Origin of the sequence: Bacillus sp. TH50, from assembly GCF_016650565.1 — a bacterium.
Classification (GTDB): Bacteria; Bacillota; Bacilli; order Bacillales; family Bacillaceae_G; genus Bacillus_A; species Bacillus_A mycoides.
On record NZ_JAEKFM010000003.1, the window covers coordinates 2,950,256 to 2,974,702 of the forward strand.

Sequence of the window (24,447 nt, forward strand, 5' to 3'; positions counted from 1 at the left end):
GTTGATAAAATGATTTGGGCTTTATATATTATATATCTTAAAATAATTCTTTTAAATTATGTATTTTATTTCAGTGTACTATTCCTCAAAATTAAATTTGCAAACGAAAGAAGGTTTTTTTTTATGCACTATAGACAATCTAATATATTCCAAAAGATGATTGAACCTACGATTCTCTTTATTGCACTATTTTTTCTATCAATACTAACTGATTTTCTTACACCAACGTATGAATACTTCCTACTCTTATTTATTACATTAATTATTTCTAGCCGGTATGGCATATCTATTGCCCTTTTCGCCTTTCTGGAAGCAATGATTTATATTTTTGTAAGCGGTATATATAAAGAAAATGATGTATTACTGTACTTTTATTCATTAGATTACTGGATAAGTTGGATTTTCTTACTTGTTATTAGTTTATGCTGTGGACTGATGAGCACTGCACAAAAAGAACGTTATGAAGATGTACATATGATAAATAATGAGTTGAAAGCTGAAAATAAAGAATTAAAATATGTCGTGAAACAATTGGATGAAACACGTATTACACTACGTTCTCGTGTACTTGAATCAAATAACCACTTATCTAAAATGTATCATATGTTTAAAGCTTTAAATCATACACATCCTGAAATTGTACTCGATGAAGGAATGAATGTATTAAAAATGTATTTTGGAGCAAAAAAAATTGGTATCTATCACGTTGATAACAATAAACAATCGCTTCGTATTAAATTAAGAGCTGAAACTGGTAAAAATACATTATCTCAATCTATTTTCGTTAAAAACGCTTCCTTAGTCATCAAAAATGCGCTAGCGCATAATCGACCTTTTTTCCGTACAGATGAGGATTTTCAAGACGCTCCACTTTTAGTTGGTCCCGTCCTATTCCAAGATGATGTACAATACGTCATTATATTAGACGAAATCGAATTTTCAAAAGTAACTTCTGAGCAATTCGAACTTTTCACATGGTATTTACGCTGGATGGGTGATCGTTTACAAAATGCTTCTAATCTTTGGCTATCCAGTCAAGAGGATCGCACATTCCCTAAAACAAGCATTTATTATGAAGATGAATTTGAACATTTACTAAAAATAGAAAAGAAACGTTACGAAACATTATCTTATCCATATTCCTATTTTGAGTTCAATGCTCCACAAGATTATTTAGGAATGATAAATTCTATTTTAAAAGACTATTTGCGAGATATCGATCTATTCGGTTATAGTACAACCGAGCGGAAAATCATGATTTTATTACCTGGCACTGAAGAACAGTTTTGTATACAAGTTCAAACTCGTATACAAAACGCTCTTTCTTCTAAAGGAGTGATAGTCTAATGATTTTACTCCTTCTTTATTTTATTTATGTTATTTTGGTTTTTCTTTTATTTCGATTTACGAAAAGTTTGATTACTAAAGATAAAAAAGGAATTATTGAATTTTGCTTGATTCTATCTCTTCTTTTCCCGCTTATCGGACTTATTGTATCAGCAATCATGTTATTACTTAATATAAGACGTTCCAAAACCGAGTGGTTACAGCAATACTCTGATTATGTTGCCTTTCATGTTGATAATTACGAAGATATTTTGGAATCAGCAAAACAAGATATGGACTTAATTTCATTTTCTTCTGGATTAGAACTAGATAAGCCTGAATTACATAAACAACTCATTGTACAGTTAAGCTCCTCCTCTATTGCTAATGAAGGAGGCTTATTGAAAGAAGCCATTCACCATAAAGATCCTGAAACTGTGCATTACGCAGCAACTACTATTAATTTAATAAATGAACGGTACGAAAAACAAATCGAATACTTAAATAAGCAATTTCTACAAAATCCACAAAATGAAATTGCAAAAGAATTGGTTTCTAACTATTTAAGATATATAAACAGTGGTCTTCTTTCTAATCAGCAAAAAGAAAAAATAATCGCTGAATTTATGAATTTTATTACACAAGGTGTAGAACTATTCCCTAACGAACCTCTTTACCCTTTCCATCTTGGAAATCTGTTTCTACACACAAAACAATATGCAAAGTCTGAAGAACAATTTTTAAATCTTATTCATTTCTATCCTGAATCATATTACGGTTACGTTGGTTTACTTGAAATATATTATGAACAACAGTTATGGGACGAGCTCTATAACTTAATCAATAATCTAACAGATGCAAAAAGAGTTCATATACTACCGCGTAAATATCAATTATTTGTAAGGCAGTTTGGAGGCGCACACATTGAAAAAGGGGATTAATATATATATCGGGATTATTAGTATCATTTTATTTCTCTTAATTTTATCCATCCTTATATATCGAACAGAAAATTTTTATCAAAAGTTTTCTGTTCCTAAAACTAAAGAAACAGATACTGTTAAAACACTCAAAGCAAAAGATGTAGCTCAAAATGGACAAAAAATGCAATTATACGTTTTAAAAACGGATAATACATTAGGGCAACAAGTCGAATTTAATACGAAGAAGGCAATGGATTACGCACACCTACACTATAAAGATATTACAGCTAATGAAATTAAGGGACTTACTCCCTCTCCCTATACAGGGATTATTATTACAGGTGAAATAATGGAGCAACTTCCACAAGCTGATATTCAAAATTTTGTACAAATGGGCGGAAGAATTATTATCGCAAACCGACTTGATTCAGATCCTTCCTGGAACACATTATTTGGTATTACCCAAAAAGAAGGTTTCAAAGATGCGAAAGGATTAACCTTTGAAGAAGTTTTATTCCCTGGTTATCCAGATCTCTCAAGTTCTTCTCCATTGTTTACTCATAGCTCAATGAATATTACGCTAGATGAGAATACAACTAATACTTGGATTACAGCGGAAGATACTCCCATCCTTTGGACCAATGACTACGGTGAAGGAAAAGTCTTATATTGGAATACAACAGCATTGAACGATAAATTAGGTAGAGGTATGTTCGTTCAATCCCTGGGTACTATTTTCCCGACTTTCGCTTCAGCACAACTTGGAGCGGAGATTTTGTATATCGATGACTTCCCATCTCCGATTCCAAGTGGAGAACTAAAAAACTTAACGAAAGAAAAAATTTCTGTTGAAGAATTTTATAAAAAACATTGGTGGAAAAATATGAAGGATATCTCTGAAGATCTTGATATTAAATATACGGGTGTTGCCATTGGGACGTACCAAAATAAAGTAACGCCACCCTTTGAAGATTTCACAGGTAAAAATAGAAATACCTATTTATTATTTGGGAGAGAATTACTAAGTCACGGCGGGGAAATAGGCATTCATGGCTATAACCATCAACCTTTATTATTACCACCAGATCCAGTAGATAAAGCACTTGAATATGTTCCCTGGAATTCAAAAGAGGATATGGAGAGCTCCTTAGATGCTCTGCAAAAACTCGTGTATAACTTCTTTCCAAACGAAAAATTAAAAACCTATGTACCACCATCCAATATTATAAATACAGCTGGATTAAGTGCATTAAACGACGCGGTTCCAACTATGGAAACAGTTGCTTCTCTATATGTGGGAAGTAAAAGTAACGGTAGTTTAATTCAAGAATTTGGACCAGATGAACATAATAAAAACATTTATCACTTCCCGCGCATTACGAGCGGCTATGCTATCACAGATGAAGAGCAATTTATCTTAACTGATGTTACCGCAAATTTAGGGGTTATCTCACATTTCGTCCATCCAGATGATATCCTTGATGAAAAACGCTCAGGTAATTTAACATGGGAAGAATTATTTAAAGCTTATAAAAAGACAATTAAAGAAATACGAGAAAGATATCCTTATATAAAAAGTATGACCCAAAGTGAAGCAACTGCTTCTATGAAAATTTATCAAACTGGTGACCTAGATGTTTCTTATGAAGATGATGCTGTTCACATTGCATATAAAGGTTTACCAAACCATACTTCAACAATTATACGTGTAGAAGAAGGTAAGAAAATACAACCTGGCTCATTCTCTTACGGTACAGTTAAAAAGCTTGATTCCCAAATTTATAGCGTTACGTTAACGAAAGCCAGCGCTACAATTTCAATTAAAGGAGCATAACAGATGAGAATAGGTTTGGTTGTTGAAGGCAGCTATCCCTTTGTAAGTGGAGGGGTAGCAAGCTGGGTTCAAATGATTATCCAGCAGTTTAAAGAACATGAATTTACGATTTTCGCGATAGTCCCTCAAGTAAAAACAGAAGATGAATATCAATATGAAATTCCAAGCAATGTAAAAGACATCATTCTGATTCCTTTGCAATCAGAAAATGAAGCAAAACATATAAAAACTAATTTAACTAAACAAGAAGTACAGACACTTCAAAAATGGTTTACATTTCAAGCTAACGATACAACAGCATTACAAATATTAGGAAATAAACAAAAGCTAGGAACACTCCATTCCTTCTTCGAAAGCCGTGAGTTTTATGCAATTGTTAAAGAAAGCTATTTATATGAAGAAAGTAGTGGATCCTTCTTAAATTACTTTTGGATGTGGAGATCTATGTTCACACCGATCATTCAAATTTTACAAATTGATTTTCCTGAATTAGATCTTATTCATTCTGTATCGACAGGGTATGGTGGATTGCTTGGTGCTGCAATTAGTGCCAAGTCCAATATACCATTTATTCTAACTGAACACGGTATTTATTCTCGGGAGCGTGAAGAAGAAATACTACAATCTACTTGGATACCAATTGAATATAAAAAAAGATGGGTTTCTTTCTTTCATCACTTGTCTCATCAAGCATATGAACAAGCCGCTGATGTAATTACGTTGTTCGGCCGAAATAGTGCATATCAAAAAGAATTAGGTGCTCCGGCCCATAAACTAAAAATCGTTCCAAATGGCGTTACTTTATCTGACTATAAAGGGTTACGTAAAGCAAAATACAATTCGGATAAACTCATCATTTCCGCTATTATACGAGTTGTGCCAATTAAAGATGTAAAAACAATGATTTATGCAGCTAAATTATTATTAGAAAAAGATATTCCATTTACATTTTACTTACTAGGTCCTGATACGGAAGAAGCAGAATATGCTCAGGAATGTCGTGATTTAATTCAACAATTAGGATTAGAAGAGCATGTAATAATGACCGGCAAAGTAAATATTAAAGATTACTTAAAACAAACAGATATTCTCGTATTAACAAGTATATCTGAAGGACAACCATTAGCTATGTTAGAAGGAATGGCAGCAGGATTACCATGGGTTGTTACAGATGTCGGCTCTTGTAAGGAATTAATTTACGGACAAGATGAAGATCCTTACGGACAATGTGGATTTGTTGTACCACCTGTATCTCCTGAACAAGTTGCCATTCATTTAGAGTGGTATTATCGTCACCCTGAATCCATTCAACAATTTGGGGATAACGGGCGCAATCGTATTGAAACGCACTATCAATTATCAGGTGTCGTTGATAGTTATCGTAAGCTTTACTTAGAAAGAGGTAAAAAAACATGGCAGGGATAGGATTTCGTTTACAAAAATTATTCCAAGAAGACTACTATTCTTCCAGAATAAAAGCGTACGGATTTTCATTATTTGTTACAGCTGGTCCTTGGTTAGTCGTTATTTTAGCAGTAACAGCTATTCGATATATTTTAAGTTTGTTCCATTCTATTTCAATTGAGGAACAGCGCCTTTTCACAATTTCAATTTCATACTGCTTCATTTTTTCTCAAATCATATATGGTGCCTTGCAGCTCATCGTAACTAGATATGTGGCCGACCTTTTATACGAGCAAAAAGCTGATAAAGTATTTTCTTCCTTTTTAGGAATGACGAAAATCACACTTTTTTTAGCTATTATCTTATGGATTTTGTTTGCAATTTTTACACCATTAGCCTTGTATTATAAAATTGTGATGCTATTTTTATTTTTAGCTTTAAACATCATTTGGATTCAATCCATTTATTTAACAGCAGCTAAAGATTATCAGTCCATCGCTCTTGCATTTTTAATTGGTTCCATTTTCTCCTTATCTGGAATTGCACTTATCGCTTACTGGCATCCAACACTTGGAATAGAACACGGATTGGCCCTATTACTTTTAATTTCTTTTACAATCGGGACTTTCATTACATTAGTGTGGTTAAGTATAGTTATTGTACGAATGTTTCCAAATAGTGATGCTACTGAACAATTTACCTTTCTTTCTTATTTAGATAAATATCCAGAACTATTTTGGTCAAGCTTACTTTACAATATTGGCATTTGGGTATGTAACTTTGTTATTTGGTTCGGAGAAGGGCGAGGAAATATTGAAAACACGTTTATTTATCATCAAATTTATGATACATCTGTTTTCTGGGCTTATTTAAGCATTATCCCGACCTATATTTTCTTCGTAGTATCCATTGAAACAAGGTTTTATGAACGGTATAAGAAGTTCTTCGGTTCAGTTAACAATGGGGCGACATTAAATACAATTTTACAATTAAAAGAATCAATGAACTTTGTCCTAAAGCAAGAAATGGAACGAATACTTCGTAATCAAGGTATTTTTTCTTTACTTATTATTTTTATAATATGGATGTTTAGTTCACAATCTGGGAACGTAACACTTGAATACTCTATTTTGCAGCTGACTATAATTGGTACTTATGCAAACGGGATGGTCCTTGTTACCACGTTACTACTCTTATATTTTGAAGATCGTAAAGGGGCATTTCGAACATCAGCCCTGTTCTTTTCTGCAAATTTGTTATTAAGTCTTCTTCTACTTCCATTTGGGTTCAATGGTTACGGTATTAGTTTTGCACTCGGATCTTCTATTACATTCTTATATGCTATTTCGAGACTCTTTACTTACATTAAAGATATTGATTACTATACGTTTTGTCAGTCAAATACTCCTATAAAACGGCGAACTTTCTTTACTAAATTTGCTAATAAACTTAATGGAAATAAATAAATAAAAATGACCCTTTGCTCCCGCAAAAGGTCATTTTTTTATCTGTTTATTAAACTTCTAGATAGCCATTTTTGTTATTCGATTGCCATCTCCAAGAGTCTGCACACATCTCTTCTAACCCGCGTTTTGCTTCCCATCCTAATTCACGCTTCGCTTTCGATGCATCTGCAAAACATACTGCCACATCACCAGGTCGACGCTCCGTAATTTTATAAGGAACTTCTTTGCCCGAAACCTTTTCAAATGCTTCAACCATTTCCAACACACTATAACCAGTACCTGTACCGAGATTGTATGCATCTATCCCAGTAGTGCCAAGTACCTTTTCAAGCGCCTTTACATGGCCATTTGCTAAATCTACAACATGAATATAATCACGGACACCCGTGCCATCTTTTGTTGGATAGTCATTTCCAAATACACTTAATTCCTTTAACTTCCCTACTGCTACTTGTGTTACATATGGCATTAAGTTATTTGGAATTCCGTTTGGATCTTCTCCAATACGTCCACTTTCATGTGCACCAAATGGGTTGAAGTAACGAAGTAATGCAATACTCCATCCTGCATCCGCAAATGCTACGTCACGCATAATTTGTTCAATCATTAATTTCGTTTGACCATATGGATTCGTTGCACTTAATGGAAACTCCTCCGTAATTGGTGATGTTTCTGGAATACCATACACTGTTGCAGACGAACTGAAGATCATCTTCTTCACATCATGCTTCTGCATCACTTCACATAGCACTAGTGTGCTTGTAATGTTGTTATGATAATACGTTAACGGAATTTCTACTGATTCCCCTACAGCCTTAAAGCCTGCAAAGTGAATAACAGCTTCAATTGTATTTTCTTCAAAAATCGTATCAAGTGCTTCTCGATTTAAAATATCTTCTTTATAAAATTTAAACTGTTTTCCTGTTATCTCTGTCACTCGATTTATAGACTCTACTGAACTATTCGAAAGATTATCTACTACTATAATTTCGTAACCGTTTTTTAGTAATTCTACGCATGTATGACTACCAATATATCCTGCTCCACCTGTTACAAGTATTGCCATAATTATAGTCCTCCATATTTCATTCATTATAAACTTCTCAAAGTATATCACATATTTCTTATCATATGTTTATTATGCGAACACAGAAACTTACATTTTATCCCATGATTTTTTGTACAATACACGATTCAAATCTGGTAATAAAAAAAAGCCACATAACAGACATCGCGTGGCGTTTTTTGATCAAATTACGTAACAATATACACTTAGAAAATGCGCAAGACTACCTAACAATACAAAAACATGAAAAATTTCATGGTGTCCCATATATTTAAACTCCAACCATTTTGGCTTCGCACCGTAAATAAACCCACCAATTGTATAAAAAATGCCTCCAAGTACTAAGAAAATAATACCTCCTGTACTTAGATTCTCAGCTAGCGGTGCAAAGAATAGAACAATTAACCAACCCATCAGAAGATAAATTGCTGTCGATAACCATCTTGGACAATTAAACCAAAACATTTTAAAAGCAATACCACAAATTGCCGTTGCATAAACTAAACAAAATAATAGTAAACCATTTGCCGAATTTAATGTAATTAAGCAAAAGGGTGCATATGTACCTGCAATTAATATGAAAATCATAGAATGATCTAGCTTCCTAAAGAAATAAATAACACGTTCACTGGCTACGACACTATGATACACAGCTGATGCCATATAAAGGACCATCATCCCGATACCGAATAAAATAACAGCTGTAATTGCAGCAACAGATGGCATCTTAACAGAAACTTTCACAAGCATAGCTAATAATGCAATAAATGATAATACAGCTCCTCCTAAGTGAGTAAATGCATTAACCGGTTCTCTTACATAAACATTCATATAAACACCCCTCATATAATTACATGTAGTTTTCATAACTACATGTAATTATATACACATTATCCGTGCGGGTCAACATTTACAATTCATTTGTTTCGTAATACCATATTTAAAGATATACTAAACATTAAGTTCCACTAAGTTATAAAAGTGAGGGGTTCTACGTGGAAAATATAAATAAATTACTTGAATCATTACATTTAGAAAAAAGTATTAAACTTGAGGATATCCCAAATGTCGACTTATATGTAGACCAAGTTGTCCAACTATTTGAGAATACTTATGCGGATACAACGAGAACTGATGATGAAAAAGTATTAACAAAAACAATGATTAACAATTACGCAAAAGGGAAATTATTCATCCCTATCAAAAATAAAAAGTATTCCAAAGAACATATGATTTTAATCAGCTTAATTTATCAATTAAAAGGAGCTCTTTCCATTAATGATATAAAAAGCTCCTTAGAAAATATAAATGCACCGTTAATAAACGATGATACATTCGAATTAAATACTCTATATAAAGATTATCTTTCTCTTACTGAAACCAATGTGGAAAGCTTTAAGCAAGACGTAAATAAGCGTGTTACGGAAGTGAATGAGGTTTCTTCCTTAGAAGATCCAACACTAGAAAGGTTTTTATTACTAACATCCTTCGTGACTATGAGTAATATGTATAGACGTTTAGCAGAAAAATTAGTTGATGATCTCAAAGAATCTTAAACAAAAAACTATCCACCTGTTTGAAGTGGATAGTTTTTTTGTTTATTTAATTGCTTCATGAACCTTTAATTGTTTCCCTTTAATCGTTGTGTTTTTCATAATTTTTAAAACAAGTGGTCCTTTTCCATTTAATATTTCAACGTAAGAAACATTGTCTTGTATTGTAATAATTCCTATATCTTCTGCTGTAACACCTTTAATTTTAGCAATTGTACCGACGAAATCTACCGCCCTAATTTTCTTTTTCTTCCCGCCATTAAAGTACAATTTCATAATTCCTTTGTTTAGGTCTGCATTTTTATCTTTCTTTATAATTGGTTTAGCATGTATCTTTTCCTCAAATACTGCTTTCCCTTTCATAACTTCTTCTTTTGAAGGTGCAAGTGCCTTTGGAATTTCAAAGCCAATGTACTCCTCAATCTCTTCTAAAAATCTATTTTCATACGGCGTCATGAATGTAATAGCTTTCCCTTTATTACCAGCTCGTCCCGTTCTTCCCGTACGATGTACATAACTTTCTTTTTCTAATGGAATATCATAGTTAATAACATGTGTAATATTATCAATATCAATTCCTCTAGCAGCTACGTCTGTCGCTACTAAATAACGGAACTTTCCTTTTCTAAAATCGTCCATAACTTCAAAACGATCTTCTTGTACCATACCACCATGTATTTTGTCACAAGGATAGTTAACCCGCTTTAACTGCTGAAATACGTGATCTACATTTTCTTGCGTACGGCAAAAAATAATACAACTATCTGGATTCTCAATCGTTGTTACATCTTTAAGAAGTGAAAGCTTCTCCTCTTCTCTCATCTCAAAAAGTGTATGTTCAATTTTATCTGTTGTAATCCCGGTAGCCTTAATTTCAATATGCGTTGGCGAATCCATATACGTACGAGATAACTTTTCAACATCTTTTGGAAGTGTTGCTGAAAATAGCATTGTCATTCGTTTTTTAGGTAATTCGTCAATAATTGCCTCTACTTGATCGATAAAACCCATATTCAGCATTTCATCCGCTTCATCAATAACTAAATACTTCAAACACTCTAAAGAAAGGGTACCTTTTTCAATATGATCTAACACACGGCCAGGAGTCCCAACTACAATATGTGTTTTTTGCTTTAACTCTAATTTTTGACGTGCAAATGGAGATTTACCATAAACTGCAGCGGCCTTAATTCTTTTGAAACGACCTATATTCGTAATGTCTTCTTTTACTTGCACCGCAAGCTCTCTCGTCGGTGTTAAAACTAAAGCTTGTGGCTTATTCTCTTCCCATTCCACCATTTCACAAAGTGGTATGCCAAATGAAGCGGTTTTTCCACTTCCAGTCTGTGATTTCACGACAAGGTCTTTCTTTTGCAAGGCAACTGGAATAACCTCTCCTTGCACTTCCGTTGGATGTTCATATCCTAAACCAGTAAGTGCTCTTACAATTTCTTTACTTAATGCATAATCAGCAAAACTTTTTTTACTCATATATTAACCTCTTTTTATTCTGTATTATTTTCTTTTTTCGCTTTTTCTATCAATGAATCATCATATACCTTATTATCACCTTATTCATTATACTTGAAAGCTCACATAAAAAGGCGAATCATTCGTGATTCGCCTGACTAAACAAAAGGATCTTCTATTTTAAAAACTTTTTAAAAATATTATTCTGCCTTCTGACCGGTAATAACACTTTCTTTCTTCGGCTTCTCTTCTATTACTTTTTCTTCCTTACGGTTCTCATCTTTTGTTTTATCTACATCTACTGCCCTCGGCACACTCTGTATAATTTGTTCATTCGCATTTTGATAATATATTTTAAACTGTTCTTTCCCTTTCGTTTCCCTAATAATTACGTTAAGTTGCTCTTTTACATCCGTAAACTTCTGCTCGTTTTTCAAATCCTCTACTTTAACTAGCATTTGCTTATATTTTTCTTCCTCATCTTTTTGATTAGCTAAAACTTCTCGTTTTTCTTTTGTTTGGCTAATATAACTGAACTAGCAGAATCATTTTCAATTTCCCTCAATAACGAAATTGCTCGGTCTATATTACTTTCCTGTAATGCTTCAATCATTTTATTTGTTTGATTCACCTTCAGCCTTATTTCCCGATCATCCTTCTTTTCTTTTAATGCTAATTCAAAAGATGCGACTGCTCTATCGTATTCTTTATTTTCCAATGCTAAATCTCCTTGTTTCTCTGCCTTATCAAATGCATCATTATTGCTACATCCGGCAGTAACCAACAAAGTTATTCCTATTATTAGTATTAACTTTTTCATAGTATTTCCTCAGCCCCCTCGCTCAAAATAAGAGGCATACATACAATCTTATGCAATTATCACAACTTCCCTTACTTTTTTATAAACGAACATTATTCATAAGAAACCTATTTAAATTCGTTTTTAACGTTATTTTTAAAATATATCGGCTTCTTTTCAAAAAAACGTTAAGAAAATCTTTGACTTCTTACTGAAAATGATGTAAATTATCCTATGGACGAACATTTTCAATCAATAAAAATAAAATATTCGTATTTTAGGGGTGTAAATGATGGAAAACGTATTTGACTATGAAGATATTCAATTAATTCCTGCAAAATGCATTGTAAATAGCCGATCTGAATGTGATACAACTGTCACTTTAGGAAAACATAAATTTAAATTACCTGTCGTACCTGCAAATATGCAAACGATTATTGATGAAAGAATCGCAACTTATTTAGCTGAAAATAATTACTTCTATATCATGCATCGTTTCCAACCAGAGAAACGAATTTCATTCATTAGAGATATGCAATCACGTGGATTAATTGCTTCAATCAGCGTTGGTGTTAAAGAAGACGAGTACGAATTCGTACAACAATTAGCTGCTGAGCAACTTTCACCTGAATACATTACAATCGATATCGCACATGGTCACTCTAACGCTGTGATCAACATGATTCAACATATTAAAAAACATTTACCAGAAAGCTTCGTTATCGCTGGAAACGTTGGAACTCCAGAAGCGGTAAGAGAATTAGAAAACGCTGGTGCTGATGCAACAAAAGTTGGCATTGGACCTGGTAAAGTTTGTATTACTAAAATTAAAACAGGCTTTGGAACTGGCGGTTGGCAGCTAGCTGCACTTCGCTGGTGTGCAAAAGCTGCAAGTAAGCCAATTATCGCTGACGGTGGTATTCGTACACATGGCGACGTAGCTAAATCAATTCGATTTGGAGCAACTATGGTTATGGTCGGTTCTCTATTCGCAGGTCATGAAGAGTCTCCAGGGGAAACAATCGAAAAAGATGGCAAACTTTATAAAGAGTACTTCGGTTCAGCTTCTGAATTCCAAAAAGGTGAGAAGAAAAACGTTGAAGGTAAGAAAATGTTCGTTGAGCATAAAGGTTCTTTAGAAGACACTTTAATCGAAATGGAACAAGATCTTCAATCTTCTATCTCTTACGCTGGTGGAACAAAATTAGACGCAATTCGTACTGTAGATTATGTAGTCGTGAAAAACTCTATTTTCAACGGTGACAAAGTATATTAATTTATAAATTTAACTAGAAGGACAAGCATAAAAAATGCTTGTCCTTCTTTTTCATGTATAAAAATATAAAATATTTTCATTTAACTGAATTTTCTAGTATTATGTTTTTAGATACTTATAATAAGGGGGATATAACAAATGAAAAATGTAATTGAGAAACGCCTTATTCGCGCGGAAGTCTCTACTGAATTGACATGGGACCTTTCTGATTTATACGAATCTGACAAAGAGTGGGAAACTGCATTACGTGTATTAACAGACGATATAAAAAAACTTGATGCATTTAAAGGACAATTACACACTAGCCCCGCTACCTTATTAAATTGCCTACTTTTAGAAGAAGAGCTTTTAATGAAGTTAACAAAACTCGGCGCATATGCAAACTTAAAAGAATCCGTTGATCGTACAGATTCAGTTATTCAAGCGAACTCTTCCAAAATTTCCGCTCTAGGAACGAATGTACATACCGCACTATCCTTTATTCATAACGAAATTCTCTCATTTGAGGAGGGAACAATTGAAAAATATTTAACTGAGGAAATAAAACTTGAACCTTTCCGTAAATCATTACTAGAGATACTCAAAAAGAGGCAGCACACTCTCTCTCCTGAAACAGAAGAAGCTCTTGCTGCACTCGGCGAAGTTCATAGTTCACCCTACAAAATTTACGGCATGACTAAATTAGCCGATATGGATTTCCCTTCTATACAAGACGAACAGGGAAATGATTTGCCTGTATCGTTTGCATTATTCGAAAGCAAATATGAATTTTCTCCAAGCGCATATATACGTAAAAAAGCATATTCATCATTTGTTTCCACATTGAAACGATATAAAAATACAGTTGCAACAACATATGCTACTGAAGTAAAAAAACAAGTGGCGCTTTCTCGTTTGCGCAAGTACGAGTCCGTTACCCATATGCTTTTAGAACCTCAAAAAGTTCCACTTGAAATGTATAACAACCAACTAGATATTATTTATAACGAATTAGCGCCTCATATGCGCCGTTTTGCAGATTTAAAAAAGAATGTATTAGGGCTTGATCAAATGCTTTTCTGTGACTTACATGCACCGTTAGATCCTGAATTTAATCCAACAATCACTTACGAAGAAGCTGGCAAACTCATTCAAGATTCTTTAAAAGTATTAGGAAATGAATATAGTTCCATTATCGAAAAGGGCTTCAAAGAAAGATGGGTAGACCTTGCAGATAACGTAGGAAAATCAACAGGTGCCTTCTGCTCTAGCCCATACGGTTCTCACCCTTATATTTTAATTACATGGCAGGGTACGATGCGCGGATGTTTCACATTAGCTCATGAATTTGGACATGCTGGTCATTTTTATTTAGCTAATAAAAATCAGCGTATTATGAATGTGCGTCCATCTATGTACTTCGTTGAAGCTCCATCAACGATGAATGAATTACTATTAGCCCAACATTTACTTGCGACTACTGAAGATAAGAGAATGCGCAGATGGGTTATTCTGCAACTACTCGGCACATATTACCACAACTTCGTTACCCATCTACTTGAGGGAGAATATCAAAGAAGAGTATACGCTCTAGCAGAAGAAGGGCAAGCACTCACAGCTACAACTTTAACTGAAATAAAAACGAAGGTCCTTTCGACATTCTGGGGAGATTCCGTAGAAATTGATGAAGGCGCCGGTTTAACATGGATGCGTCAACCTCACTATTATATGGGCTTATATTCTTACACATATTCTGCAGGACTAACTGCTTCTACCGCTGTAGCTCAAATGATTAAAGAAGAGGGACAACCTGCTGTTGATCGCTGGCTTGATGTACTCCGTGCAGGCGGTACAATGAAACCACTTGAATTAATGAAACACGCTGGAGTAGACATGTCAAAACCAGATGCAATCCGTAAAGCTGTTTCTTACGTAGGTTCCTTAATTGATGAATTAGAACGTTCTTATCAAGAATAAAAATAAGCCCTCGCTTTATGAGGGCTTATTCTATATTTACTTTCCAAATCTTTTGCGGTATCCACATTTCCTGCACAGTTCTTCTACTGCAACCCTTTTTGAAAATCCATCTACAATATTGTTCGCTCTTTCGCCTTCAATAATATTAGAGAATGAATCATTATTAATATTTCCAAGATTAATAATTCCCTCACCATCTAGACAACAAGGAATAACGGTTCCGTTCGCTAAGATTCCAGCCTGATTTCGAAGACCATGACAGAATCCTTTTCCATCATCCTCTTCTTCATGCAATGCCGGCCACTGGAATTCATAGTCTTGATTAATAAAGACACGTTCCGCAATTTTTATACCTTTTCCCGGTGTAAGCTTCTCTTCAATTTGATAAGATAGATCAAACTCATTTTCAATTATAGATAATAAATCCCTATTTTTTTGGATTTCAGCATTTGTTTTATTATCCTGAGTTAAATTCCATAATCTTAGTGAAACGATTAAGTCCGATTGAATTGTTGCCTCTCTAATGAAAGAAAGTATACTCCTTACATAGCCCTCTTTATCTTGCGAACCTGGGTGTCCATCAAAACTGTGCAGTGAAAAATTCATTTGTCTTAACGCAGGCTTATTTAACAGTCTATGCCTTCTCTTATTAATTAACGTTCCGTTCGTTGTAATATTAACTTTAAACCCTTTTTCATGGCTTAAATCTAATAGTTGATCTATTTTCGGATGGAGCAACGGCTCACCCTTCACGTGCAAATAGATGTAGTCTGTGTGAGGTTTAATTTGGTCTAATCTTTTAGCAAAATCCTCTACAGAAATGAATTGCTTCTGCCTTTCCGTCGGCGGACAAAAGCTGCACGCAAGATTACATACACTCGTAATCTCCAAGTAAAACTTCTTAAACTTCTTCACCTTTAATTCCTCACTTCTCTGACTACTTATACTTTTTCCTCTTCATATTACAGCATATTTTTTTAGAAATAGAAACATACTTATTTTAGGAAATCTACATACCATCTATTAATGTTTAAAAGACCATCGGTGATTTTTGTCCAATGGTCTTTTTTACTCTTTATATACAAATGAAAAATTTATTTATGATACGGTTCACCACGATTAATCCGAAACGCTCTATACACCTGCTCAAGCAATACTAATCGCATTAATTGATGTGGTAATGTCATCTTCGAAAAAGAAAGAGATTCGTTTGAACGCTTCATTACTTCAGAACTAAGCCCCAGTGATCCACCAATTACAAATGTGATCTTGCTCTTTCCATATGTAGCAAGGCGATCTATACTTACCGCAAATTCTTCTGATGATTTTTGTTTTCCTTCTATAGCTAACGCAATGACATGCGTATCATCAGAAATTTTATCCAGTATACGAATACCTTCTTTTTCTTTTACAATTAACATTTCTGCTGCACTTAAATTTTCTGGTGCCTTTTCATCTGGCAATTCAATTACTTCTACTTTTGCGTAAGAAGATAATCGTTTTAAGTATTCTGCTATACCTTGTTTTAAGTATTTTTCTTTTAATTTTCCGATTGAAATAATCGAGATATTCACATTTATTCCCCACCTTACAAACACGTTATCCACAGGACTTATCCACATATCCACAAATGTTACCCACATATTGTGTGAGAATCTGTGTTCGATACAACATATGTCGCCTCATTTTGACAAAATTCACATGTTTTTCTCTCTTCTTCAGAGTTATCCACATTGTTAATAACCGGTGCGACTTCACACTCATCCACAATGATATCTAATGCTAATTCAACATGTTCTAAACAACAAGGTAAATTCATATTCCTCACCTCACTTTTCTACAATAGAAAACAGGAGGTAGGCCCTCCTGTTTTTAATACTTTTGAATGCCTAATTTCACCGTTGTTGTCGCTCGTTTTGTACCACGATAAAACGTAAGAGTCATTTTATCATTAATTTTTTTATTATATAAGGCCGTGCGGAACCCAATAATATCGTGCACCGCTTTTCCATCTACCGCCACAATAACATCATGTTCTCTAAGACCCGCATCCGTACCTGGCGAAGGACTTTTCACATCTAAAATGCAGACTCCTTCTGTTACGTTACCTGGTAAGTGTAATGTTTTTGACCAATAGTAACTCGGAATCTCATTTAATGATCTTAGTTCAATCCCAACGTAAGGTCTTCTTACTTTACCGTACTTTTCTAGTTCATTCATAATAGGAACAGCTCTCGTAACTGGAATAGCTAATCCAATTCCTTCTACTTCTTTTGCTGCAATTTTCATTGAGTTAATACCTATTAATTGTCCCGCTACATTTACAAGCGCTCCACCACTATTACCTGGATTAATTGCCGCATCTGTTTGCAATACTTCTACTTGCCAATCGTAATGTCCATCTTGATCTAAATCTACAGGAACAATACGCTCATTAGCCGAAATAATACCTTGTGTGACAGTTCCGGAAAATTGTAACCCCAGTGGATTTCCAATCGCAATAACTGGTTCTCCTCTACGAACGGTATTAGAGTCGCCAATTTCAATCACTTTCTTCACATGCTTCACATCTATTTCTAGTACAGCTAAGTCCGTGACTACATCGGTTCCTAATACTTTACCTGGAATTTTCTTACCGTCACTTAAGCTCACTTCAATACGATTCGCCCCAGCAACAACGTGGTTATTCGTTACAATATACGCATGTCCATCTGTTCTCTTATAAATCACACCAGAGCCTGTACCAGCTTCCGAATCAGCCTCCGAAAAATTGTCTCGTTGAATATTAATAACACCAACAACAGCCTCTGAAGCACGATCAACAGCGTCTACAAAGCTAATCTGTTTAACAGGAACATTTCCACTTTGAGCTTCAGCCATATTTTTTTCACTTGCTTCAGCTTGCGGAAGCTTACCCGCATGATTTGAAAATAAAGGAGCTCCAAATGCAAATAATGAAGCCCCTACAATCGTCCCCGCTATGCTAGAAATGACAATACCTTTATGTTTCTTTTTGCCTGCACGTTTAATACGATATTTTTCTTCATCAATAAAGGACATATTTGTTCACCTATCTTCCTGAAAACAACTATATTCACCTTTATTGTTTACTAAAATGAAGAATTATACGTATTGAATTTTCGTAGGCACTTTTTGATCTGTATCATGTATTTCAAAGGATTCTCCAACCCCAAAACCTTTTTCTTCTAATACTTGTGATACAGACATACGTGCTAATTCTTTCATGTTATTATCTAAGCTTAAATGTGCTAAATAAATGTGTTTTGTCTCATCTGTAATAACATCAGCCATCGCTAATGCAGCGTCCTCATTACAAACGTGGCCAACGTCGCTTAAAATACGTCGCTTAATGCTCCATGGATAGCGTCCCATACGAAGCATTTCCACATCATGATTGCTTTCAAACACGAAAGCATTTGCTCCCTTAATAACACCTTTCATACGGTCACTTACGTAGCCCGTATCTGTAATAAGAGCTAACTTTCTATTATTGTTATGAAAAGCGTAAAACATCGGTTCCGCCGCATCATGAGAAACACCAAATGATTCAACTTCAATATCCCCAAATGTTTTCACGTCTCCTATTGAGAAAATGAATTTTTGATCAGTTGGGATATTACCTATTAAATGTTCCATTGCATTCCATGTTTTCTCGTTCGCATAAACAGGTAAATCATATTTACGCGCCAATACACCTAATCCTTTAATGTGATCACTATGCTCATGTGTTACAAGAATACCTGATATGTCATTTATATTCAGTTCAGCTTGTTTAAATAAAGCCTCTGTCGCTTTACCACTTAAACCTGCATCGACAAGCAGTTTTTTTTCATCTGTTCCTACATATAGCATATTCCCTGTACTTCCACTTGCAAGTACACTAAAATGCATGCTCATTCTTTCTCACTCCATTATGTTCTTCCGGCACTTGAGTTTCCCCTAATTCCATAACTTGTCCTTCAATTGCATTCACAAAAAAATCCTTTTTTTGTTCTGTCTTTAAGTTCCATGTTGGAGCAAGCACTTGTATATTAGAAGAAGACTCCGCAAGAGTCGCATATCCAATCTGCGCCTCTTTCACATGCGTATTTTCTGCAATTTTATTTTTCAAATATATATTTTCTAAAGCTGTTTGAGCAGTAATAATTTCTTGTTCTTTCGTCTTTTCGCTTTCGCCCATTTCCTTCAAATCCGTTAACATTGTTTGTGTATACGAAATAAGCTCATTTTTTTCATTTAAATCTACAACAATCATCGCACGATTATTGTAGAAGATTGGTTTATCTTTATACTTTTGAAAGAAGTAAATTTTTGAGTCCTTTATTGCTCCAAACTCATATTTTTGTCCATCCAGCACATAATTTTTCAAAAACTCATTATACTTATCTTTTGACAATAATTTTGTATTTAAAAAAGGCTCTTTTAATTTACCCTCTATTTGATATTCGTCTTGCACATGCGCTGTCTGATTTTTTAAAGATTCCACATCTTCTTCTTTAAAACCCTTATTTTTCGCCATTATAAATGACTCTTTTTTCGGTTCTTTAGGAAAATTCCCCATAGTAATTTTTTCAGCTTTTAATTGTTGATCGATTTTCGTTTCCGTCACAAGTTCTAATTGATTACTATCTTGCTTTTGAATGAACTGAAAGATAAGAAAGAGGTCTAAAACAAAAAAGGTCACAATAAATATGGTCTTAATTCGATCCCAATCCATTTAGTCCCCCCTCACTCCACTCATATATTTGTTGCTTACCATCTTCTTCACATTTTACATACCATATCGGCTGTAAGACAGCGATTCTCACATCACTGATGGACGGTTCCAATGACATTTTATAACCAATACCAACATCCTGAATTGATTTTTTATCAATTTCTGGATTATTCTCTAGTGATGTCATCACTGTACGACCTGATGCGAGAGAAGTTGTTTGTTGTTTACTAGGCAAAGTAATACTGAACTCAAAAAAGGGTCTTTCATACTGCATAATTTCACCTGAACCCCATACTTGTTTTAATTCCGCTATTCCATTTGCATTAAATACAGGCAAACCATCCTCATATAAACGGAATGAAGTTTTCCTCCCATTAATATAATCAAAACGATAGGACTTCAAGGATCCACTATGCCCACTTACAAAGTCAAAACTTTTTTGTAAAATTACCGCATTATCCGTAGATTTATCACCATGTACAGCGGAATTTTTATATTTCAACATTGCATCCGACTTATCAATTTCCATAGAACGGATGCCATCTGTAAATGTTTCCTTTGTTTTCTCAGAAATAGGACTTAAATAACGTGGATCACTAAATAAAGCATTTTTAAATGGATCCACTTCTAGTTTAACTGTAATATACTCTGCCTTACTTAATTCCGTAATTCCCTCTGGTAAAAAAAGTTTTTTTGTATCATTTATTTGATACTCAAAATATGGTCTTGCTACTGTTATAAGTTGATTTTGAGCATTTATAATATCCTTTATATAAGCACCACTCAATGTTGCTTGATATATTTTATGAGGAGTATCATAGGAAACAAAGCTAACTTTAATTTCTTGGTCCTTACTTCTAGAAGGATCAATTATAATACGATTAAAACTTCTGTTACTTTCTATGTTTTTATCTTTAATATTAAACATATTTTTAATCGTATCTAACGGGATATTTGTAGGAAAAACAAATTCAATTTTTTCTTCTCCGTGTACATAAGACAGAAAATCACCTTTAGGGACTGTCCCCGTTATTTCCTCGAAATTATGTAATTCTCCGTTTTCAAGAATTTTATAGATCGAATCCACATTTTCCTTTTTTTCGCTTACATAATGATTTTTCTCTTTATGAATAACGACAGAGGATGGGCGAACAACCTCCGAAATCTTTATCGTATTTATCTCTTCGTTACCTTGAACGAACTTTGTATTTTGCATAGAAGTAGAATCAGGAACATATGTCCACAAGTTAAAAGTAAGAAATAGACTAATGACAACCAAATTAATTAGAACTATCGTTTTAAAGTTTTCCATACTCATTCCCAATCGTCCTCTTCATCTGTCGCCATTGGCAATGTGAAATAAATAGTTGTCCCTTTTCCTTCCTCACTTTTCGCCCAAACCGAGCCGCCATGTGCCTCAATCATTTCTTTCGCAATGGCTAACCCAAGACCTGTACCACCCATTTGTCTCGAACGCGCTTTATCTACACGATAAAAACGTTCAAATATTTTATCTACATTCTCTTTCGGAATTCCCATTCCTTGATCACTCACACTAATCTCTAATAACTCCCCGCGGTCACGTAGGCGATATGTTACTGTACCACCTTCTGGCGAATATTTTAGTGCATTGGAAATAATGTTATATAAAACTTGTGTAATTTTGTCTGTATCCATATCAATAAATCGAGATTTTTTAGAGAAAGATCGTTTGAAGCTTACATTTTGCTCTTTAGACATTTCAAAACGATCGATAACGTTATTAAAGAAATCAGTAAAGTCAACCCATTCCTTCATTAAGCGATGTTCTGTACTATCTAGTTTAGATAGTTGTAACAATGCATTTACAAGCCTGATCATTCTTTCCGTTTCTTCTTGTGTAACTGTTAAAAATTGCGGTGCAATATTGGGATCTTGCCATGCTCCATCAGTAAGTGCTTCTAAGTAACTGCGCATCGTTGTTAACGGCGTTCTTAACTCATGAGATACGTTCGCAACAAACTCACGGCGCTCTTGTTCTATCCGCTCCTGCTCTGTTACATCATATAATACAGCAATTAAACCATTTGCCTTCCCTGTTTCTTTTTGAATAACAGAGAAACTAGCACGTAAAATATATGGTTCATTTCTCGTACTAAAATCTAATAAAACAGAATCCGGCTCTTCATATAAATGATCCAGTGTAAATTCTTCTTGTATTCCTAGCACTTCTAACACTGATTGATCTAACGCCGTTTCACGCGAAACATTTAACATCTTTTCCGCAGGATCATTTAATAAAATGATATCCCCTTTTCGATCAGTAGCAATTACTCCATCTGTCATATGTGATAAAACGGATGATAATTTTCGTCTTTCACTTTCTGTGGAGGAACGAGCTTGTTGTAATTTTTTAGATAAATTGTTAAAAGATAATGCTAATTGTCCAATCTCATCGTGACTATGCACCTTTACTTTTCGCGAATAATTTCCTTTCGCCATTTCAATTGCTTGTCTACGCATATCTGAAATCGGTCTCGTAATTGTTTGAGCCAATAAAATTCCAAGTACAGCTGTTACTAATAAAGCAATCACTGTCCCCGTTGCGAAAATTTGGTTGATGTCCTTCATTTGTTTATACACATCTTCCATAGATGCAACGATATGAATGACACCAAGTACCTCTCCGCCTGGCTCTTTTAGAATAGGGGTAATCATAACTTGAACTCGATGACCTGTATTTCCATCTTTCTCAATCTTTGACTCTGGTTTCTTTTGTACCATTACCCGTTGTACAGCTGTATCTGCTGACGTTCTTCCTACCTTATTTTGCTTAGACCCGTCTGAAATTGCCATTAATTTTTTAGTAGAATCAATTACACTTACTTCTTGAATATCTTTCTTACGATCTGATGCGAATTTTTGAATCGAATCATTAATAGCTTTATCTACTGATTCTGTTTTAGGACGTTCTTTTACAAACTCTTGCTTCAGGTTATAAGAAAGTAGATTTGTTTGCTGCGTTAAGGAATCTTGAAAGCCTTTTACAAGGCTTTTTTCTAATTCCCTGACGAAATATACACCAATTACTTGCATTGCTATTAATATTAACAGCATATATATGAGCACAAATTTTAAATGAATAGATTGAAAAAAACCAACTTTCTTCATATACTATTCCTGTTCTGGGTCACGCAAGTAATACCCCACCCCACGTCTAGTTACAATTAAAGTAGGATGACTTGGATTATCTTCAATTTTTTCGCGTAAACGACGTACTGTTACGTCTACTGTACGTACATCTCCAAAATAATCATAACCCCAAACTGTTTGTAATAAATGTTCACGAGTCATAACTTGTCCTAAATGCTTCGCTAAATAATGTAGTAATTCAAATTCACGATGTGTAAGCTCAATGCTTTCTTCACGCTTTGTTACACTATAAGCGTTCGAATTGATAACGATTGGTCCAATAACCATTTCGGTATTTTCTTCTTTCTCTGCAGCACCACCCTGCTGATGGCGACGTAAATTCGCTTTCACACGAGCAAGTAACTCCCTCGTACTAAATGGCTTCGTTACATAATCATCTGCCCCAAGCTCAAGCCCTAATACTTTATCAATTTCAGAGTCTTTTGCTGTAAGCATAATAATTGGCATTTCTGAGCTTTTACGTATTTCACGACATACCTCTAAACCGTCTTTTCCCGGTAACATAATATCTAATAAAACCATATCTGGCTGTTCTTCATTTGCTTTTTCAATCGCCTCATCACCATCATGCGCCATTACAATTTCAAAACCTTCTTTTTCTAGGTTGAACTTCAAAATATCCGCAATTGGCTTTTCATCATCAACTACTAAAATTTTCTTTCCCATCATCGTCTATTTCCTCCTTATAAAAATATGATCAATAATCCTCAAACATATTGGTGTTTCTATAGTATGTTCCTATATGACAACAATCTTAGTCTAAGTATTTCTCCTCTATTCTCATAGACTCATGTATCATCCACTTTTACACGGAATCCTATACGATCTATAGAAAAACCTCTAGCTTCAACTGCTAGAGGCTCCTCATTCTATTGTAAAATAACTACCCACATTTGTAAAACTGGACAAAATAAAAAGGATATTAAGTGGGCCCACTTAATATCCTGAGAGTGGCTCGGGACGGAATCGAACCGCCGACACGAGGATTTTCAGTCCTCTGCTCTACCGACTGAGCTACCGAGCCAAAACTATATATAAAACCACTAATGGTGGTATAAACAAAAGTGGCGGTCCCGACCGGGGTCGAACCGGCGATCTCCTGCGTGACAGGCAGGCATGTTAACCACTACACCACGGGACCAAAAATGAACATAAAAAAACATGACCCGTACGGGATTCGAACCCGTGTTACCGCCGTGAAAGGGCGGTGTCTTAACCACTTGACCAACGGGCCACGAAAAATAAAATGGTGAGCCATGAAGGATTCGAACCTTCGACCCTCTGATTAAAAGTCAGATGCTCTACCAACTGAGCTAATGGCTCATACTCACCAACGTCATATTTTCGTGACGACAAGACATATCATAACATGATATCTTTCATTTTTGCAATACCTTTATTTATTTTTTTATAAAAAATAAGAAAAAACTCATAAAAATATGAG

Annotated in this window: 22 protein-coding genes and 4 tRNA genes; 8 read left to right on the top strand and 18 right to left on the bottom strand. The window is 34.6% G+C overall.

The genetic code is table 11. The features are described 5' to 3' along the window. Nucleotides 1-123: 123 nt before the first annotated feature. The 5 genes from JFU23_RS15320 to pelG are packed head-to-tail and all read left to right on the top strand — an operon-like array spanning nucleotide 124 to nucleotide 6,953. Nucleotides 124-1,347, top strand: coding sequence for a GAF domain-containing protein (locus JFU23_RS15320; protein ID WP_201032221.1), 1,224 nt, complete (start codon nucleotides 124-126; stop codon nucleotides 1,345-1,347). After that, on the top strand, nucleotides 1,347-2,267 hold the full coding sequence (locus JFU23_RS15325) for a tetratricopeptide repeat protein (RefSeq protein WP_201032222.1): 921 nt from the start codon (nucleotides 1,347-1,349) through the stop codon (nucleotides 2,265-2,267). The genes JFU23_RS15320 and JFU23_RS15325 overlap by 1 nt, the downstream gene beginning before the upstream one ends. After that, nucleotides 2,251-4,083 carry a DUF2194 domain-containing protein gene (locus JFU23_RS15330; RefSeq protein ID WP_201032223.1) on the top strand — a complete coding sequence of 611 codons (1,833 nt, stop codon included), beginning with the start codon at nucleotides 2,251-2,253 and terminating at the stop codon, nucleotides 4,081-4,083. Before JFU23_RS15325 ends, JFU23_RS15330 begins: the two co-directional genes overlap by 17 nt. A gap of 3 nt (nucleotides 4,084-4,086) precedes the next feature. Then, nucleotides 4,087-5,508, top strand: coding sequence for a GT4 family glycosyltransferase PelF (gene pelF / locus JFU23_RS15335; protein WP_201032224.1), 1,422 nt, complete (start codon nucleotides 4,087-4,089; stop codon nucleotides 5,506-5,508). Continuing rightward, nucleotides 5,496-6,953 (top strand): exopolysaccharide Pel transporter PelG, encoded by a 1,458-nt coding sequence (pelG, locus tag JFU23_RS15340; protein WP_201032225.1) that lies wholly within the window; start codon nucleotides 5,496-5,498, stop codon nucleotides 6,951-6,953. Before pelF ends, pelG begins: the two co-directional genes overlap by 13 nt. 49 nt (nucleotides 6,954-7,002) lie before the next feature. On the opposite strand, the gene galE is transcribed toward pelG, so the two are convergent. Next, nucleotides 7,003-8,019: a UDP-glucose 4-epimerase GalE gene (galE, locus tag JFU23_RS15345; protein WP_201032226.1), complete on the bottom strand. Its 1,017-nt coding sequence runs from the start codon at nucleotides 8,017-8,019 to the stop codon at nucleotides 7,003-7,005. Between the two features lie 183 nt (nucleotides 8,020-8,202). Continuing rightward, the gene (trhA, locus tag JFU23_RS15350; protein ID WP_002016441.1) at nucleotides 8,203-8,850 is read right to left on the bottom strand and encodes a PAQR family membrane homeostasis protein TrhA; all 648 of its coding nucleotides are present in this window, start codon (nucleotides 8,848-8,850) and stop codon (nucleotides 8,203-8,205) included. Between the two features lie 164 nt (nucleotides 8,851-9,014). Here trhA and JFU23_RS15355 point away from each other — a divergent pair, with 164 nt between their 5' ends. Continuing rightward, nucleotides 9,015-9,575 (top strand): DUF1836 domain-containing protein, encoded by a 561-nt coding sequence (locus tag JFU23_RS15355; RefSeq protein WP_201032227.1) that lies wholly within the window; start codon nucleotides 9,015-9,017, stop codon nucleotides 9,573-9,575. Between the two features lie 42 nt (nucleotides 9,576-9,617). Here JFU23_RS15355 and JFU23_RS15360 read toward each other — a convergent pair whose 3' ends face one another. The 3 genes from JFU23_RS15360 to JFU23_RS15370 form a co-directional block, all read right to left on the bottom strand. Continuing rightward, nucleotides 9,618-11,063 carry a DEAD/DEAH box helicase gene (locus tag JFU23_RS15360; protein ID WP_201032228.1) on the bottom strand — a complete coding sequence of 482 codons (1,446 nt, stop codon included), beginning with the start codon at nucleotides 11,061-11,063 and terminating at the stop codon, nucleotides 9,618-9,620. 179 nt (nucleotides 11,064-11,242) lie between these two features. Then, a complete protein-coding gene (locus tag JFU23_RS15365; protein ID WP_201032229.1) occupies nucleotides 11,243-11,500 on the bottom strand; it encodes a hypothetical protein in 258 nt (85 codons plus the stop codon). A 35-nt stretch (nucleotides 11,501-11,535) separates the two neighbouring features. After that, nucleotides 11,536-11,862, bottom strand: a complete 327-nt coding sequence (locus tag JFU23_RS15370; protein ID WP_201032230.1) for a hypothetical protein — start codon at nucleotides 11,860-11,862, stop codon at nucleotides 11,536-11,538. A gap of 271 nt (nucleotides 11,863-12,133) precedes the next feature. Here JFU23_RS15370 and guaC point away from each other — a divergent pair, with 271 nt between their 5' ends. Next, entirely contained in the window at nucleotides 12,134-13,117 is a 984-nt protein-coding gene (gene guaC, locus JFU23_RS15375; RefSeq protein WP_002068771.1) for a GMP reductase, read from the top strand. 138 nt (nucleotides 13,118-13,255) lie between these two features. Then, nucleotides 13,256-15,073, top strand: coding sequence for an oligoendopeptidase F (pepF, locus tag JFU23_RS15380; protein ID WP_002068770.1), 1,818 nt, complete (start codon nucleotides 13,256-13,258; stop codon nucleotides 15,071-15,073). 36 nt (nucleotides 15,074-15,109) lie between these two features. On the opposite strand, the gene JFU23_RS15385 is transcribed toward pepF, so the two are convergent. From JFU23_RS15385 to JFU23_RS15445, 13 genes are all read right to left on the bottom strand, one after another. Then, nucleotides 15,110-15,988: a radical SAM/SPASM domain-containing protein gene (locus JFU23_RS15385; protein ID WP_085312917.1), complete on the bottom strand. Its 879-nt coding sequence runs from the start codon at nucleotides 15,986-15,988 to the stop codon at nucleotides 15,110-15,112. Nucleotides 15,989-16,167: 179 nt separating this feature from the next. Further along, complete coding sequence (gene rlmH, locus JFU23_RS15390) at nucleotides 16,168-16,647, bottom strand: 23S rRNA (pseudouridine(1915)-N(3))-methyltransferase RlmH (RefSeq protein ID WP_002130178.1); 480 nt, start codon at nucleotides 16,645-16,647, stop codon at nucleotides 16,168-16,170. Between the two features lie 59 nt (nucleotides 16,648-16,706). Then, entirely contained in the window at nucleotides 16,707-16,892 is a 186-nt protein-coding gene (locus tag JFU23_RS15395) for a CxxH/CxxC protein (RefSeq protein ID WP_201032231.1), read from the bottom strand. Between the two features lie 53 nt (nucleotides 16,893-16,945). Next, the gene (locus JFU23_RS15400; RefSeq protein WP_201032232.1) at nucleotides 16,946-18,133 is read right to left on the bottom strand and encodes a S1C family serine protease; all 1,188 of its coding nucleotides are present in this window, start codon (nucleotides 18,131-18,133) and stop codon (nucleotides 16,946-16,948) included. A gap of 63 nt (nucleotides 18,134-18,196) precedes the next feature. Beyond that, entirely contained in the window at nucleotides 18,197-18,991 is a 795-nt protein-coding gene (locus tag JFU23_RS15405; RefSeq protein ID WP_105589962.1) for an MBL fold metallo-hydrolase, read from the bottom strand. Next, nucleotides 18,975-19,811 (bottom strand): two-component system regulatory protein YycI, encoded by an 837-nt coding sequence (locus JFU23_RS15410; protein WP_078178409.1) that lies wholly within the window; start codon nucleotides 19,809-19,811, stop codon nucleotides 18,975-18,977. Before JFU23_RS15410 ends, JFU23_RS15405 begins: the two co-directional genes overlap by 17 nt. Further along, nucleotides 19,792-21,129 (bottom strand): YycH family regulatory protein, encoded by a 1,338-nt coding sequence (locus JFU23_RS15415; protein WP_201032233.1) that lies wholly within the window; start codon nucleotides 21,127-21,129, stop codon nucleotides 19,792-19,794. Before JFU23_RS15415 ends, JFU23_RS15410 begins: the two co-directional genes overlap by 20 nt. Next, nucleotides 21,126-22,961, bottom strand: a complete 1,836-nt coding sequence (walK, locus tag JFU23_RS15420) for a cell wall metabolism sensor histidine kinase WalK (RefSeq protein ID WP_002166370.1) — start codon at nucleotides 22,959-22,961, stop codon at nucleotides 21,126-21,128. The genes JFU23_RS15415 and walK overlap by 4 nt, the downstream gene beginning before the upstream one ends. 3 nt (nucleotides 22,962-22,964) lie before the next feature. Next, the gene (walR, locus tag JFU23_RS15425) at nucleotides 22,965-23,672 is read right to left on the bottom strand and encodes a cell wall metabolism DNA-binding response regulator WalR (protein WP_000971867.1); all 708 of its coding nucleotides are present in this window, start codon (nucleotides 23,670-23,672) and stop codon (nucleotides 22,965-22,967) included. Between the two features lie 282 nt (nucleotides 23,673-23,954). Beyond that, nucleotides 23,955-24,027 (bottom strand) — tRNA-Phe (locus JFU23_RS15430). A gap of 41 nt (nucleotides 24,028-24,068) precedes the next feature. Then, a tRNA-Asp gene (locus JFU23_RS15435) sits at nucleotides 24,069-24,144 on the bottom strand. 21 nt (nucleotides 24,145-24,165) lie between these two features. Further along, nucleotides 24,166-24,237 (bottom strand) — tRNA-Glu (locus JFU23_RS15440). A 13-nt stretch (nucleotides 24,238-24,250) separates the two neighbouring features. Then, nucleotides 24,251-24,326 (bottom strand) — tRNA-Lys (locus tag JFU23_RS15445). Between the last annotated feature and the right edge of the window lie 121 nt (nucleotides 24,327-24,447).

Excerpts from the sequence above, each read along its gene's own strand:
- JFU23_RS15320 (WP_201032221.1), top strand. The coding sequence starts at position 124 with ATGCACTATAGACAATCTAATATATTCCAAAAGATGATTGAACCTACG.
- pelF (WP_201032224.1), top strand. The coding sequence starts at position 4,087 with ATGAGAATAGGTTTGGTTGTTGAAGGCAGCTATCCCTTTGTAAGTGGA.
- JFU23_RS15370 (WP_201032230.1), bottom strand. The coding sequence starts at position 11,862 with ATGAAAAAGTTAATACTAATAATAGGAATAACTTTGTTGGTTACTGCC.
- JFU23_RS15405 (WP_105589962.1), bottom strand. The coding sequence starts at position 18,991 with ATGAGCATGCATTTTAGTGTACTTGCAAGTGGAAGTACAGGGAATATG.
- JFU23_RS15395 (WP_201032231.1), bottom strand. The coding sequence starts at position 16,892 with ATGAATTTACCTTGTTGTTTAGAACATGTTGAATTAGCATTAGATATC.
- JFU23_RS15365 (WP_201032229.1), bottom strand. The coding sequence starts at position 11,500 with ATGCTAGTTAAAGTAGAGGATTTGAAAAACGAGCAGAAGTTTACGGAT.
- guaC (WP_002068771.1), top strand. The coding sequence starts at position 12,134 with ATGGAAAACGTATTTGACTATGAAGATATTCAATTAATTCCTGCAAAA.
- pepF (WP_002068770.1), top strand. The coding sequence starts at position 13,256 with ATGAAAAATGTAATTGAGAAACGCCTTATTCGCGCGGAAGTCTCTACT.
- trhA (WP_002016441.1), bottom strand. The coding sequence starts at position 8,850 with ATGAATGTTTATGTAAGAGAACCGGTTAATGCATTTACTCACTTAGGA.
- JFU23_RS15400 (WP_201032232.1), bottom strand. The coding sequence starts at position 18,133 with ATGTCCTTTATTGATGAAGAAAAATATCGTATTAAACGTGCAGGCAAA.
- JFU23_RS15325 (WP_201032222.1), top strand. The coding sequence starts at position 1,347 with ATGATTTTACTCCTTCTTTATTTTATTTATGTTATTTTGGTTTTTCTT.
- JFU23_RS15415 (WP_201032233.1), bottom strand. The coding sequence starts at position 21,129 with ATGAGTATGGAAAACTTTAAAACGATAGTTCTAATTAATTTGGTTGTC.
- walR (WP_000971867.1), bottom strand. The coding sequence starts at position 23,672 with ATGATGGGAAAGAAAATTTTAGTAGTTGATGATGAAAAGCCAATTGCG.
- JFU23_RS15360 (WP_201032228.1), bottom strand. The coding sequence starts at position 11,063 with ATGAGTAAAAAAAGTTTTGCTGATTATGCATTAAGTAAAGAAATTGTA.
- walK (WP_002166370.1), bottom strand. The coding sequence starts at position 22,961 with ATGAAGAAAGTTGGTTTTTTTCAATCTATTCATTTAAAATTTGTGCTC.
- pelG (WP_201032225.1), top strand. The coding sequence starts at position 5,496 with ATGGCAGGGATAGGATTTCGTTTACAAAAATTATTCCAAGAAGACTAC.
- galE (WP_201032226.1), bottom strand. The coding sequence starts at position 8,019 with ATGGCAATACTTGTAACAGGTGGAGCAGGATATATTGGTAGTCATACA.
- JFU23_RS15410 (WP_078178409.1), bottom strand. The coding sequence starts at position 19,811 with ATGGATTGGGATCGAATTAAGACCATATTTATTGTGACCTTTTTTGTT.